The 14,044-nt window shown below is 65.5% G+C and carries 12 protein-coding genes; 8 read left to right on the top strand and 4 right to left on the bottom strand.

Annotated elements, in window-relative coordinates:
- Positions 1-12 precede the first annotated feature (12 nt).
- From ACLH0K_RS01405 to ACLH0K_RS01415, 3 genes are read right to left on the bottom strand one after another with little or no spacing between them, the layout of a single operon-like run.
- Positions 13-918, bottom strand: a complete 906-nt coding sequence (locus ACLH0K_RS01405; RefSeq protein ID WP_411375097.1) for a carbohydrate ABC transporter permease — start codon at positions 916-918, stop codon at positions 13-15.
- 1 nt (position 919) lies between these two features.
- Positions 920-1,855: a carbohydrate ABC transporter permease gene (locus ACLH0K_RS01410; protein WP_411375098.1), complete on the bottom strand. Its 936-nt coding sequence runs from the start codon at positions 1,853-1,855 to the stop codon at positions 920-922.
- The gene (locus ACLH0K_RS01415; RefSeq protein WP_411375099.1) at positions 1,852-3,180 is read right to left on the bottom strand and encodes an extracellular solute-binding protein; all 1,329 of its coding nucleotides are present in this window, start codon (positions 3,178-3,180) and stop codon (positions 1,852-1,854) included. The genes ACLH0K_RS01410 and ACLH0K_RS01415 overlap by 4 nt, the downstream gene beginning before the upstream one ends.
- Before the next feature lie 239 nt (positions 3,181-3,419).
- Here ACLH0K_RS01415 and ACLH0K_RS01420 point away from each other — a divergent pair, with 239 nt between their 5' ends.
- The 5 genes from ACLH0K_RS01420 (at position 3,420) to ACLH0K_RS01440 (ending at position 8,832) form a co-directional block, all read left to right on the top strand.
- Positions 3,420-4,475 (top strand): LacI family DNA-binding transcriptional regulator, encoded by a 1,056-nt coding sequence (locus ACLH0K_RS01420; RefSeq protein WP_411375100.1) that lies wholly within the window; start codon positions 3,420-3,422, stop codon positions 4,473-4,475.
- Between the two features lie 8 nt (positions 4,476-4,483).
- Positions 4,484-5,683, top strand: coding sequence for a mandelate racemase/muconate lactonizing enzyme family protein (locus ACLH0K_RS01425; protein WP_411375101.1), 1,200 nt, complete (start codon positions 4,484-4,486; stop codon positions 5,681-5,683).
- On the top strand, positions 5,680-6,843 hold the full coding sequence (locus ACLH0K_RS01430; RefSeq protein ID WP_411375102.1) for a fumarylacetoacetate hydrolase family protein: 1,164 nt from the start codon (positions 5,680-5,682) through the stop codon (positions 6,841-6,843). Before ACLH0K_RS01425 ends, ACLH0K_RS01430 begins: the two co-directional genes overlap by 4 nt.
- Before the next feature lie 80 nt (positions 6,844-6,923).
- The gene (gene xylA / locus ACLH0K_RS01435; RefSeq protein WP_411375103.1) at positions 6,924-8,111 is read left to right on the top strand and encodes a xylose isomerase; all 1,188 of its coding nucleotides are present in this window, start codon (positions 6,924-6,926) and stop codon (positions 8,109-8,111) included.
- A gap of 142 nt (positions 8,112-8,253) precedes the next feature.
- Positions 8,254-8,832, top strand: coding sequence for a hemerythrin domain-containing protein (locus ACLH0K_RS01440; RefSeq protein ID WP_411375104.1), 579 nt, complete (start codon positions 8,254-8,256; stop codon positions 8,830-8,832).
- Between the two features lie 6 nt (positions 8,833-8,838).
- On the opposite strand, the gene ACLH0K_RS01445 is transcribed toward ACLH0K_RS01440, so the two are convergent.
- Positions 8,839-9,948: a GTP pyrophosphokinase family protein gene (locus ACLH0K_RS01445; protein ID WP_411375105.1), complete on the bottom strand. Its 1,110-nt coding sequence runs from the start codon at positions 9,946-9,948 to the stop codon at positions 8,839-8,841.
- A 191-nt stretch (positions 9,949-10,139) separates the two neighbouring features.
- Here ACLH0K_RS01445 and ACLH0K_RS01450 point away from each other — a divergent pair, with 191 nt between their 5' ends.
- From ACLH0K_RS01450 to ACLH0K_RS01460, 3 genes are read left to right on the top strand one after another with little or no spacing between them, the layout of a single operon-like run.
- Positions 10,140-11,162, top strand: coding sequence for an extracellular solute-binding protein (locus tag ACLH0K_RS01450; protein ID WP_411375106.1), 1,023 nt, complete (start codon positions 10,140-10,142; stop codon positions 11,160-11,162).
- Entirely contained in the window at positions 11,159-12,850 is a 1,692-nt protein-coding gene (locus ACLH0K_RS01455) for an ABC transporter permease (protein WP_411375107.1), read from the top strand. Before ACLH0K_RS01450 ends, ACLH0K_RS01455 begins: the two co-directional genes overlap by 4 nt.
- Positions 12,847-14,001, top strand: a complete 1,155-nt coding sequence (locus ACLH0K_RS01460) for an ABC transporter ATP-binding protein (protein WP_411375108.1) — start codon at positions 12,847-12,849, stop codon at positions 13,999-14,001. The genes ACLH0K_RS01455 and ACLH0K_RS01460 overlap by 4 nt, the downstream gene beginning before the upstream one ends.
- Positions 14,002-14,044 lie beyond the last annotated feature (43 nt).

Raw genomic sequence — 14,044 nt, forward strand, 5'->3', positions numbered from 1 at the left:
GGTCTTTGTGTCCTACTTGCTGAAGCCGGCGGTCAGGCCGCTGAGCAGCTGGCGGCGGCCGACGACGTAGAGCACCAGGATTGGCAGCGTGCTGAGCATCACCGAGGCGAGGACTGCCGGAATGTTGACGCTGTACTCGCCCTGGAAGGTCCACAGCGCGAGGGGCAGGACACGCAGGTCGGGACTCTGCGTGAGGACCAGCGGCAGCAGGAATCCGTTCCAGACGTGCAGGCCGTTGTAGATGGCAACCGTCACGATGGCCGGACGGGTCAGCGGCAGGGCCAGCCGCCACATGATCTGCCATTCGCTGCAGCCGTCCAGCCGCATCGACTCGAAGAGTTCGTTCGGGACGTCACGGATGAAGTTGGACAGGATCAGTACCGTCAGCGGGATGGCGAAGGCTATGGACGGCAGGATCAATGCCAGCAGGCTGTCGTAGAGGTTGAGCCGGATGATCATGAGGTAGATCGGGATGATCGTCGCCTGGAGCGGGATCGCCAGGCCCATCAGGAACATGCCGTTCACCAGCTTGAGGAACCGGCCGCTGCCCCGGACGATGGCGAAGGAAGCCATGAACGAGATCAACACGGCAGGGGCCACTGCACCGATGGTGACGATGGCGCTGTTCATGAAGTACCTGGCGAAGTTGGCCTCAATAACCATCTGGTAGTTCTCGAGCGTGGGTGCCGTGGGAAGCGCCAGCGGGTTCTGGCCGAAGTAGCCCTCCTGCGTCTTCAGGCTGGTGATCACCACGTAGTACACGGGGATGATGATGATGGCGAGCCAGATCCACCCACCCAGACCGGCAGGGATGTTGAGCCGGCGCATCCGGGACGCCAGGTCCCGTGTCCGGGCTGCGGAATGGGCGGGTGAGCCTGCCCCTGCTTCCGCAGTGCTGCTTTTCAAGACGGTGCTCACGCTACAGACCTTCCAACTGGCTGCCCTGCTTGTCCTTGCCACCAAGTCGTTGGAGGAGCAGGGCAAGGGCAAGGCCGATGACTACGAGAATGACGGCGATGACGCTCGCCGGACCCATCAGGTTGGCCCGGAAGCCCCGCAGGTACATGTCCAGGGCCAGGATCCGCGTTGAGTTGCCCGGACCGCCGCCGGTGAGGACGAAGATCAGGTCGAAGTACGTCAGGGAGCCCACCACCATCAGGGTGGAGGAGGTGATGATGGTGTACTTCAACTGCGGCAGGGTGATGTGGAAGAACTGCTTGATGGTGCCCGCACCGTCAATCTCGGCCGCTTCGTACAGGGACTTCGGGATCTGCCGTACGCCGCCCTGGTAGATCAGCGTGTGGAACGGCACGAACTGCCAGGCAATCACAAAGATGACCAGGCCCAGGGCCAGGTGCGGGACGCCCAGCCAGTCCTGGGCCAGGAAGGGCAGTCCCAGCCCGGTGGCCAAACCGAAGTTCGGGTCCAGCAGCGCTTTGAAGGCAATGGCCACCGCTGCGGAGGAGAGCAGCAGGGGCAGGAAGTACAACACTGCCAAAGCGGCCCGGTAACGCTGGCTTCCTGCCGTGAAGACACCCAGGAGGAGGCTGATTGGCGTCTGGACGAGCCAGGACGCGATCATGATCAGGAAGGTCAGCCCCAGTGCGTTGTACAGTCCCGGGTCCGCGAGCACGGAGAACCAGTTGTCCATGCCGGCAGCGCCGATGGCGCCGATGCCGTCCCAGCTGGCGAAGCTGAGGATGAACACACCGGCCAGCGGCACCACGGCGAAGACCAGGAAGAAGAACAACGCTGGCACGGTAAGCCACGCAAGCGCGGCCTTTCGCTTTTCTGACTGCTCGGACCCGCCCCGGGCGGGGGCGGTCCGTGGTGCAGTGGTGACGGCGTTACTCATTTTCCGAGGGTGGCATTCATGTTCTCGGCGAACTGCTGCGGGGTGATCGACTTCAGGAACAGCTGGTCGATGTTGTTCAGCAGTGCCTCGGCTGCGGTGGGGCTCAACGCCTGGTCCCACGACTGCTGGAAGTTCGGGGCATTCTTGGCCAGGTCGTAGACGAAGTTCAGGAAGTCCTTGTCCTCGGACGTGTCCAGCTTGTCCTCGATACCGTTGACGATGGGAACGGATCCGGAGCTGATGTAGGTGTCGATGACCGTCTCGGTGAGGATGCCGTCCTTGAAGAACTTCTTTGCCGACTCCTTCTCCTCCTCCGTGGCCTTGGACGAGATGGACATGTACTGGGCAGGGTTTCCGACGCCGTTCTTGGGGTCGCCCTTGCCGCCGGCAACGGTGGGGAAGTGGACGAAGCCCAGTTTTCCGCTCTGGACGAAGTTCTGGCCGCCCTTCTTCATGGCGCCGTAGGTCCAGGAGCCGTGCAGCATCATGGCGGCCTTGCCGGTGAACAGCAGGGCCTGGTCGGCGTTGGAGTCGGCGGCGATCGAGGAGAAGCCCTTGATGAAGCCTTCCGCCGTGACGAGCTCCTGGATCTTGGTGCCGGTCTCGATGACGGCGGGATCCAGCCATGCGTTCGGCTTGCCCTCGAAGATGGCGTTGAAGACTTCCGGGCCGCCGATACGGTCCAGCAGGTATTCAAGCCACATCATGGAGGTCCAGCGTGACTGTCCGCCGAGTGAGAAGGGCGCCACTCCCATGTCGTTGAAGGTCTTGACGAGGGACATGACGTCGTCCCAGGTCTTGGGCGGCTGTACGCCGGCCTTCTCGAACAGTTCCTTGTTGTAGAACAGGACGATCGGGGCGACGTACTGGTTGGGCAGTGCGTAGATCTTGCCGTCAACGGTCGCTGCGCCGAAGGAGGAGGGGAAGAACTTTTCCTTCAGGTCCTTGTTTTCCTCAAACCAGCTGGTCAGGTCCTCAACCTGGTTGGCTTCCGCGTAGGTCTTCAAGGTGCCGCCGCCCCAGCCGTAGATGATGGTGGGGGCCTGGCCGGCGCCGATGGCGGTCTTGATTTTGGTCTTGTACGCGTCGTTCTGGAAGTAGGTTACGGCGATCTTGTTGTCAGGATTCGCCGAATTGAAGGCGTCCACCGCTTTCTGCATGGTGGTCTGGTTCGGTTCGCCGGAGAGGTACCACATGCTGGCGCCCCCACCGCCGCTGGAGGTACCCGGTCCCGACGTCCCGCATGCGCTGGTTGCCGCAACAGCGAACGGTGTGAGGGCAGCGAGGGCGAGGAAAGAGCGGCGGGAGGTCTGGGGCTGCTTCATTGCTTCTCCATCTGAGATTTGCTTCTTTGCAAGTGTTTCGGAGCAGACAGCTCCGGACCGTTTTGCTCGAAACCTTTCGAACACGTGATTTCGGTCACTGCCTAAACTAAAGCGCGAGTTCATGGGAGGTCAAGAGGGTTCGACGAAGTTTTTTGCGGGCTTCGCACCCACCCTTGACCAACGTGGGGCTGCCTCTGCAGAATGAGTCTCACGAAAATTTCGAAAGGTTGCGAGTCCCGATGTCAACGAAGATCTCCGAGCGGACCAAGCCGACGCTCGCCTCCGTGGCCCGCCAGGCTGGAGTCTCGGCTCCCACCGTCTCCAAAGTTGTGAACGGCCGCGAGGATGTTGCGCCGGAAACCCGGGCCCGTGTCCTCGCCGTCCTCGAGCAGGCGGGCTACCAGTCGCCCCTGCAACGCCGCTCCGCCGCGGATGTGGGAACTGTCGTTGAAGTGGTGATCGATGTGCTCGATTCCGCCTACATGGTTGAGGTTCTCAACGGGATCCTCCAGTTCGCGGCCAGTATGGACGTGGAGGTCCTCCTGAGTGTCACCGGCCAGGCGCCTTCCAATGTTCCGAGTCCCGAACGCCGCGCACAGCGCATGCTGGATGAGGGGCGGGCGGGGATGATCGTGGTCACGTCCGCCTTCAGCCAGGCCCAGCTGCAGGCATTCCGCCGGCGCAAGATTCCCCTCGTCGTCATCGATCCGCTCAACCCGCCGTCGGCGGATGTGGTCAGCGTGGGAGCAACCAACTGGGCCGGCGGCAAGGCGGCAACCGAACATCTGCTCGACCTTGGCCACCGGAGGATCGCCTATATCGGCGGCATTGAACGGGCGGAGTGCAACCAGGCGCGACTGCATGGCTACATGGCTGCCCTGATGGGCAGGGGAATCACGGTGGATCCCAGGTACATCGTTTCCGGTGGCAAATTCCGCAGGGAGAGCGGGATATCCGGGCTTCAGGCGCTGCTGCGGCTCGATGAGCGGCCATCAGCGATCTTCGCCGCGAGCGACGCCATCGCCCTGGGCGTTCTTGGCGAAGCGGGCAGGCATGGAGTCAGGGTGCCTGAAGACATCAGCCTCATCGGCTTTGATGGAACCCGGCAGGGTGCCGAATCAGTCCCCTCGCTCAGCTCCGTGGCGCAGCCGCTCGAGGAAATGGGGCGTGCAGCGCTGCGGTCGCTCCTGCGCCAGGTGCGCGGCGAAGTCCTGGATTCCCACCGCGTGGAACTCGCCACGCACCTGATAGTGCGTGACTCAACTGCTGCTCCCGCCGGCTCTGCGGTGGGGTGAGGGTTGCCATGAAAATCACCAGTTTCGACGCGGTCGTCGTCGACTTCTACCGGACAAACCTCATTTTTGTCCGCCTGGGCACGGACGCCGGTATTACTGGGGTGGCGGAGGCTACGCTGGAAGGGCAGGAACACGCAGTCCTGGGTGCCGTAGCTGTGCTGGCCGATGCGGTCCGCGGCAAGGATCCGACGCGGATTGCCCACACCATCTACGAGCTCAACCGCGACGCCTACTGGCGCGGCGGGCCCGTGTCGTCGACCGCGCTAAGCGCGCTCGAGATGGCAATGTGGGACGTCTCTGCGCGTGCCCTGGGCGTGCCCGTCCACCGGATGCTGGGCGGGCAGGTCCGCGACAGGGTGCGGGCGTATGCCAATGGCTGGTTTTCGGGAGCCTCCTCGCCGGAGGACTTTGCCGAGGCAGCAGTCCACACGGTTGCGCAGGGCTTCCGCGGACTCAAATGGGACCCGTTCGAAGCAGCAGACCTCACGCTGGGGCCGCGCGATCTCCGCCGCATGCTGGAGCCGGTCGCCGCCGTCCGGGAAGCCGTAGGTGATGACGTGGAGCTGTTTATCGAGGGGCACGGCAGGTTCGACGTTCCCACCGCCGTGCGTGTGGCCCGGGAGCTCGAGCCATTCCAGCCGGTGTTCTTCGAAGAGCCGTGCCCGCCGGACGGCATCGACGCCCTTCTTGAGGTGCGGTCCAAATCGCCCGTGCCCATCGCCGCGGGGGAGCGGTGGATGGGGCGCAACACATTCGTTCCCGTGCTTGCCCGGAACGCCGTGGACTACATCCAGCCGGATGTCACCCATGCCGGCGGCCTGCTGGAGCTGTCCTTCATCTCCACACTTGCGGCGGCCCACTACATCCCCTTCGCGCCGCACAATCCGAGCGGGCCCTTGAGCACTGCCGCAACTCTGCAGCTGGGCGCGGCGCTGCCGAACTTCCGTTACCTCGAAATCATGGCCACGGACGTACCCTGGCGCAGTGAGATCTCCAGCGAACGCCTCCGGCTCACGGATGAAGGGGACGTGCTCATTCCTGATGGCCCGGGCCTGGGGATCGAGTTGGATTTCGAGGCAATAGCCGAGCATCCGTTCACACCCCATCCGATGCGGATTTTCACGGACGCGGTTGCTGACATCCGGCCGCCGGACGCCCGTTCCTACTTCAACCTTGAGCCCGTGCCGGCGGGCCCGGACGGGCCATGACCGCCCCGGCAGCCCAGGGGGTCGTCCCCCTTGCCCCTGCAGCGGGGGAGGCGGTCCTGGTGGGCCGTGTGTGGGACCCGGCGTCAGGGGGGCCCCGGGTGGCAACGGTGCGTGGTGAAAAAGTCTACGACCTCACGTCCTCCGTCCGTACCGTCTCGGAAATCATGGAACGCAAGGACCCCGCGGCCTTCGTTATGGAGAGCCCAGGCGTTCCCCGCTGGCGCCTGGCGGACCTGGTCAAGGACTCGCTTGGCGGGGACCGTGGCCGGCCGTACCTTTTGTCACCGCTCGACCTCCAGGTAGTCAAAGCCTGCGGCGTAACCTTCGTGGACAGCATGATCGAGCGGGTCATCGAGGAACGGTGCGGCGGTGACCTCAACCGTGCGGCGGAAGTCCGGGGAATGGTGGCCCAAGCCCTGCAGGGAAGCCTGCATGCCGTCCGCCCGGGGTCGGAACGGGCCCGCGAAGTCAAGAACGTGCTTGTGGCCCAAGGCCTGTGGTCGCAGTACCTTGAGGTGGGCCTTGGACCCCACCCTGAAATCTTCACCAAAGCCCCCGTGCTGTCCTCCGTAGGTTATGGCGCCGATGTTGGCATTCCCGGCTTTTCGTCATGGAACAACCCGGAGCCGGAACTTGTGCTCATCGCCGGGTCCGGGGGTGCGGTAAAGGGGGCCACCTTGGGAAACGACGTCAACCTCCGGGATGTGGAAGGACGCAGCGCGCTGCTCCTGGGCATGGCCAAGGACAATAATGCTTCCTGTGCCGTTGGCCCTTTCATCAGGCTCTTCGACCAGGACTTCACGCTGGAATCCCTCCGGTCGGAAGACATCACCCTCACGGTGGAAGGGGCGGACGGCTACCGGCTCGAAGGCTGTAACAGCCTGGGACGGATCAGCCGCCCCTTCGAAGAGCTTGTTGCCGCTGCTCACGGCATCCATCACCATTACCCCGACGGGTTCGCCCTCTTCACCGGGACCCTGTTCGCCCCCACTCAGGACCGCGACGAAGAAGGTCTTGGCTTCACCCACAAGCCGGGTGACGTGGTCACCATCAGCAGCCCGCTGCTCGGGACCCTCGTCAACCGGACGCGGAAGACCGAAGACCTGGAGCCGTGGTCATTCGGAATTGCGGCGTTGTTCAAATACCTCTCCAGCTGTTGACCCCGGGACGCGGGGGCCATATAGTTCAATGCATAAACTAATTGGCGGTTTCGCCATTCCCCCACTGCAAGGACGCATCAATGACTCTCTCTCCCACTCCTGCTGACAAGTTCACTTTTGGTTTGTGGACGGTTGGCTGGACCGGTGCCGACCCGTTTGGTGTTGCCGCCCGTGCCGCCCTTGATCCGGTGGAAGCGGTGCACAAGCTCGCCGAGCTGGGCGCGTACGGCATCACCTTCCATGACAATGACCTGGTGCCGTTCGAGGCAACGGCCTCCGAGCGGGACCTGATCCTGAAGAACTTCACGGCGGCCCTGGCCGAGACCGGCCTGAAGGTTCCCATGGTCACCACCAACCTGTTCAGCCACCCGGTGTTCAAGGACGGCGGGTTCACCTCCAACGACCGCTCCATCCGCCGCTTCGCGCTGGCCAAGGTGCTGCACAACATCGACCTCGCCGCCGAGCTCGGCGCCGAAACGTTCGTCATGTGGGGCGGACGCGAGGGCAGCGAATACGACGGGTCCAAGGACCTGTCCGCGGCCCTGGACCGGATGAAGGAAGGCGTGGACACCGCCGCCGGCTACATCAAGGACAAGGGCTACAACCTGCGCATCGCCCTGGAGCCCAAGCCCAACGAACCCCGCGGGGACATCTTCCTGCCCACCGTCGGACACGGCCTGGCCTTCATCGCCCAGCTCGAACACGGCGACATCGTGGGCCTGAACCCCGAAACCGGGCACGAGCAGATGGCAGGGCTGAACTTCACCCACGGCATCGCCCAGGCCCTGTGGGCAGGCAAACTCTTCCACATCGACCTCAACGGCCAGCGCGGCATCAAGTACGACCAGGACCTCGTCTTCGGCCACGGCGACCTCACCAGCGCCTTCTTCACCGTCGACCTACTCGAAAACGGCTTCCCCAACGGCGGGCCCCGCTACGAAGGCCCCCGCCACTTCGACTACAAGCCCTCCCGCACCGACGGCTACGACGGCGTCTGGGAATCGGCCAAGGCCAACATGTCCATGTACCTGCTGCTGAAGGAACGCGCCCTGGCCTTCCGCGCAGACCCCCAGGTCCAGGAAGCCCTCGCCACCTCCGGCGTCTTCGAGCTCGGCGAAAGCACCCTTGCCGCCGGCGAAACCACCGCCGACCTGCTCAACGACCCCGCAGCGTTCGAGGACTTCAACGCCGACAAGGCCGCCGAACGCTCCTTCGCGTTCATCCGCCTCAACCAGCTCGCCATCGAACACCTCCTGGGCGCCCGCTGACCGAAGGGCATGCCTGCTCCCCCTGTACCCGCTGCCTGCGGCGGGTACAGGGGGTTTCCACCTATGGATCGGGCTCCTGCCCCATGGTACTTTGGCCGTCCCATGTCGCTTAGAGGAAGCGATCCACGAGGAGGGGCAGCTGATGAGTGATACCAATTCCGCAGGAACCAGCGTGGATGTTGTGGACATCCTGACCGCCGATCACCAGGAGATGATCGCGCTGATCGGGCAGATCCACGGCACCTCCGACGAAAGCCAACGCAGGGACCTCGCCGACACCCTGATCGCCGAGGTGATGCGCCATGCCGTCGCCGAGGAAATGTATGTCTACCCTGCAATCGAGGACCACGTGCCCAACGGCAAAGAGGAAGTGGAACACGATAAAAAGGAGCACGACGACATCGTCAAGCTGATGAAGCAGCTTGAAAAAGCGGAGCCGGCAGACCAGGCCTTTATGGAACTGGTGCGCGAGCTTGAGGCGCAGCTGACCCACCATGCCGGCGATGAGGAAAGCGAACAGTTTCCGAAGCTCCGGCTTCACATCCCGCGCGAAAAACTCGTGGAAATGGGCGGGAAGGTGGAGAAGGCGAAAAAGCTGGCGCCCACCAGGCCGCATCCCAGCGCGCCGCACTCCGAACTGTTCCACAAGACGGTGGGACCAGGCGTGGGCATGGTGGACCGGCTCCTCGACAAGCTCAAGAACCGGAGCACCGGCTCGTAAAACCGGCTAGTTCTTTTTGGTCATCCGGTAGCGCTCGATCTGCTTCAACCGGCGCAGGAGGCTGTCGCGCCTCGGGTGCGGGACGGCATCGGGCGCTTCCGCGGTGAGGTCGATGTGCTTGGTGCCGTACTGCCACAGCAGCAGGTCATCGAGCAGCCGGTCCGGGCCCGGGGAGTAGCGGTGGTCCAGGGCCTTGCGGACCTCCGTGATGCGGTTGGCGCTAAGCAGCCCGGCCAGCTGCATGGTCTGGTTGAGGCCATGGGCGGCCAGCAGTTCGGCGGCCCAGCCCCAGTCGTCGTCCACCTTGCGGTCCACGTGCGGGAGCAGGGTCCGCCAGACGTCCCGGATCCTGTTGGGCGTCAGCGGCGCGGCGCCCTCGCCGTCCATGTCCCAGAAGCTGCGGACTTCTTCGTAGCGCTCGTGCAGGTCCGCGAAGGCCGTCTCCACCGTTTCCAGCATGGCGGCAGTCGCCGTGAACTGGCGGTCGAAGTGCGGCGTCCAGGCCCGCGGGTCCTCGGCCTTGAACCGGATATCGTGCTCGATCTCGCTCCAGGCGTGGGCGAAAATGGTGCGGATCTGGCACTCGAAGAAGTAGCTGCCGTTCGGCGCGATGTCCGGGTTGAAAACCTGCTGGTACTCCTTGACGGCCTCGTTCTGGATGGTCCGCAGGATCAGGTGCCGGCTGGAGTACCCGTAGGTGCCGGACTCGATGGAGCCGATGTCCTTTTCCCGGTCACCCCGGCAGTCGAACAGTTGGCGCTGGCGCTTGATCAGGTTTGCCACGGCTGCGTTCTCGGCCGGCAGTTTGGTGATGACCCGGATCCCCACCATGTCATTGAGGGTCCGGAACGGGTCCGGGAATTTCAGTACGCGGGGACCGCCCGGTTCCAGCGGATCCTCGGTGCGTGAAATTTTTTCCTTGAACGATTCCACCGTTTTGGTCCGACCGGTGACGAACAGCGGCGTGACCTCGGTGTCCTTCAACATGCCCCGCATCTGCAGCAGGACGTCCCTGGTCACCAGCTTCAGGGTGGGCCGGACGCGCTCGTAAATCTCCACGTTGTGCTGCACGGATTCACGCAGCGGCGCGTCCAGACTGTCCCAATTGCTCGGCATGCTCCCAGCTTACGGCGGGGGCACGACAGGCACCCGATTTGGCGCGGGGCGCTGGAGCAGGACGACGGCGGGAGGCGGCAAGGGTTGTCTCTTTGGCTTCACAGTTCAAGCCGCCACGCCGAATTAAGATAGCCTTACCTTGCCAAATTCGCCTTGCGGCCGTGCCGCCCCTTGTGAGAAGAGCTCCATCCGTGCCCATTCGACGCTTGATCGCTGCCACCGCAAGCCTTGCCGCCGTTACGGCTGCACTGACAGGCTGCGGCATCGTCGGCGGACAGCCGGCCGACCTCCAGATCTACTCCGCCCGCCATTACGACCTCGAGGGCGCTTTCGGCCAGTTCACTGATGAAACCGGCATCTCCGTGGAGTTCATCTCCGGCGACGACGCCGAGCTCCTGGAGCGGCTCAAGGCGGAAGGGGAGGACTCCCCGGCGGACGTCTTCATGACAGTGGACGCGGGCAACCTGTGGAACGCCGCGCGCCAGGATGAGCTTGCCGCCGTCGACTCCGCAACCCTGAACGAAGCGGTGCCGGAGGACCTCCGGGACCCGCAGGGACGGTGGTTCGGCCTGGCCATGCGGGCCCGCACCATCACCTACAACCCGAACAACGTGGATCCCGCCGAGTTCAATGCGGCGGACACCTATGCCGGCCTCACCGATCCCAAGTGGAAGGGGCGCCTGTGCATGCGGGACGCCACCTCCTCCTACACCCAGTCCCTCGTCGCCAGCCTGATCGGGCTCCACGGCCGGGAGAAGGCGCTGGAGATCGCCAGGGGCTGGGTGGCCAACGAGGTGCAGATCATGAGCAACGACGTGCTGCTGCTCGAAGCCATTGACGCAGGCACCTGCGACGTGGGCATCAACAACCACTACTACCTGGCCCGCACGCTCGAGGAGAAACCGGACTTCAAGGTGGACCTCTACTGGGCCAGCCAGCAGGGCGCCGGAACGCACGTGAACATTTCCGGCGCCGGCGTGGTGGCCGGCTCGGACAACGCCGGGGAAGCGCAGCAGCTCATTGAATGGCTCGCCACCAAGGGCCAGAACGCCTTCGTGGACGCCAACCACGAGTTCCCGGTCAACCCGGCAGCCAAGCCTGAGCCCGTCATCGCCGGGTTCGGCGAGTTCAAGCGCATGCCGCTGAACGCCGAAGCCTACGGCGACCTCAACGCCGAGGCCGTCGATCTGCTCGCCGAGGCCGGATACAAGTGACCGAAACGGCTGTCCTCGCAGAAGCGCGGACGCCGAAGCGCCGCCCCCGCCGGGCGGCCGGTGCCGGGCGCCCCGCGTGGTCCGCCCTCGTCGTCGTCGTGGCCGCGGTGGTGGTCACGCCCGTGCTCGCCGTGGTCCTGGACGGGCTCGGCAGCCTGGGCAGCACGGCCCCGCCGCGCGACCTTCCCCAGATGGTGCTTACCACCCTGCTCCTCATGCTCGGGGTCGCCGCGGGCTCTTTGCTGGTGGGCGGCGGGCTGGCCTGGCTGGTCACCGCCTACCGTTTCCCGCTGCGGAACGTGTTCGTCTGGCTGCTGGTCCTGCCGCTGGCCGTGCCCGCCTACATCCTGGGGTTCGTCTTCCTCTCCGTGTTCGACGTGTCCGGGCCGGTGCAGACGGCACTGCGGGCAGTGTTCGGCGCCGGAGTCTGGGTGCCGGAGGTCCGGTCCCTGCCGGGCGCAATCCTGGTGATGTCGCTGTCCCTCTACCCCTACGTCTACCTCCTGGCGCGCACCGCGCTGATGGAGCACACGGCGGGCACATACGATGCGGCCCGGACGCTGGGTGCGGGCCGGGGACGGGCACTCCGGCGGGTCCTGCTGCCGCTCGCCCGGCCGTCGCTGGCGGCGGGCATGGCACTGGTGATGATGGAGACGCTGACCGACTTCGCCACCGTGCAGTACTTCAACGTCCAGACCGTCTCCGTGGGCGTCTACCTGGTCTGGAAGGGCACGTTTAACTTCCACGCCGCAACCCAGCTGGCCGTCCTGGTGCTGCTGTTCGCCGTCGCCGTACTGGCGGGCGAGCGGTTCCTGCGCGGCCGGGCCCGCTACCACCGCCAGGGCGGCCGCGGCCAGGGCCTGCAGCCGCAACGGCTCAACGGCGGACGCGGCTGGGGTGCCGCCGCCCTGTGCACAGCGGCGGTCAGCACTGGCTTCCTGATTCCCGTGCTCCAGCTGCTGGGCTGGGCGGTGGGCGGGGCGGTCAAGAACCCCGGCTTCCTGGCGGACCCGCGGTTCGGCCAGTACATCGTCAACACGCTCCTGGTTGCCGCCCTCACCGCCGCGGCCTGCGTCATCGTCTCCGTTGCGGTGGGTCACGGCGTGCGGCTCAGCGGTGGCAGGTTCGCCTCCTCCGCGGCGCAGCTGACCACCTTCGGCTATGCCGTCCCGGGCGCGGTAGTGGGCATCGGCGTCCTCATTTCGTTCGCGGCCCTGGATAATGCCCTCGAGGCGGCCGGCGTTCCCGGCGGCACCGGGCTGCTCGTCACCGGTTCGGTCCTGGGCATCCTGTACGCCTACGTGATCCGGTTCCTCGCGCCGGCCTACCAGTCGGTGGACGCCAGCTTCGCCAAAATCCCCTCCACTCTCACTTTCTCCGCGCTCAGCCTTGGCGCTGCACCCGGGCGCATCCTGGCCCGCGTGCATGTTCCCCTGGCCAGGTCCGGGATCGCCGTGGCGCTGATGCTGGTGGCGATCGACGCCGTCAAGGAACTGCCCATCGTGCTGCTGCTGCGGCCGTTCGGATTTACGACGGCGGCCGTCTGGGTTTACGAGCTGGCCCGGGAAAATTTCTGGGAAAAGGCCTCGTTGCCGGCGCTGGTGATCGTCGCGGCGGCCATCCTTCCCGTCCTGGTCCTGGTCCGGCAGGCACGCCGGCTTGAAACGCATGGAAAGGCTCCAGCATGACCATTCGCGTGGGAAGACCGCATCGTTCGGCAGGACAGGAGGCAACCCCGGCCGCGCTGGTGTTCGAAGGGGTCAGCAAGCACTACGGATCCACCACGGGCGTGGACGGCGTGGACCTGGACATCCCGGCCGGCGAACTGGTGACCCTGATCGGTCCTTCCGGTTGCGGCAAATCGACCACCCTCCGCCTCGCTGCCGGCCTGGAGCGCCCGGACCGGGGCACCATCCGGGTGGCCGGGGACGTTGTGGCGGACAAGCGCCGGTTCGTCGAACCCGAGCGGCGCCGGGTGGGCCTGGTGTTCCAGGATTACGCATTGTTCCCGCACATGACCGTGGCGCAAAACATCGAGTTCGGCCTGGACCGGCTGGGCCGTGGCGAGCGGCGGGCGCGGACCGGCGAGGTCCTCGACCTGGTGCGGCTGGCCCACCTGGCCGGGCGGTACCCGCACGAACTGTCGGGCGGCGAGCAGCAGCGCGTGGCCCTGGCACGCGCCCTGGCGCCCCGCCCCGCCGTCGTACTTTTGGACGAGCCCTTTTCCAGCCTGGACGAATCCCTCCGCGCCCAGGTGCGGCGGGACACAGTTGCCACCCTTAGCGAGGCCGGCACCACCGGCGTCCTGGTCACGCACGACCAGACCGAGGCGCTGTCCGTGGGCACCCGCGTGGTGGTGATGCGCGGCGGTGTAATTGAGCAGGCGGACACGCCGGAAAAGGTCTTCGAGCAGCCGGCAACCCGGTTCGTGGCCTCCTTCATGGGCGACGCCGACTTCCTCCCCGCCCATGTGCACCGGGCCCTGCTGACCTGCGAAATCGGTGTCGTGTCCACAGTTCCCGGATGGGCCAACAACGAAGCGGACGTGGACGTGGTGCTGCGGCCGCACGAGGTGGCCCTCCAGCCGGACCCGGAGTCTCCGGCCCGCGTGTCTGCCGTCGAATACCACGGGCCCTTCGTGCTCCACTACGTCACGCTCGCCTCGGGACGCACCGTGCGCTCGTGGCAGCCCCACACCGTCCGCCATCCCATCGGCACCCCCGTTGCCGTGACCGTGGCGGCGGGCACGACGCCCACGCTGCTGCTGGGCGACCACGCCATCACGTCCCCGCCGCCGGGCACCTCCCTGCAACCGCGGCTGCCCCTGCCCATCCAGTAGCACCACCGCCCCGCCATCAGTTAGGCCATTCCCATGTCCGCTT

It is taken from the genome of Arthrobacter sp. MPF02 (assembly GCF_046605375.1).
Lineage (GTDB): Bacteria > Actinomycetota > Actinomycetes > Actinomycetales > Micrococcaceae > Arthrobacter.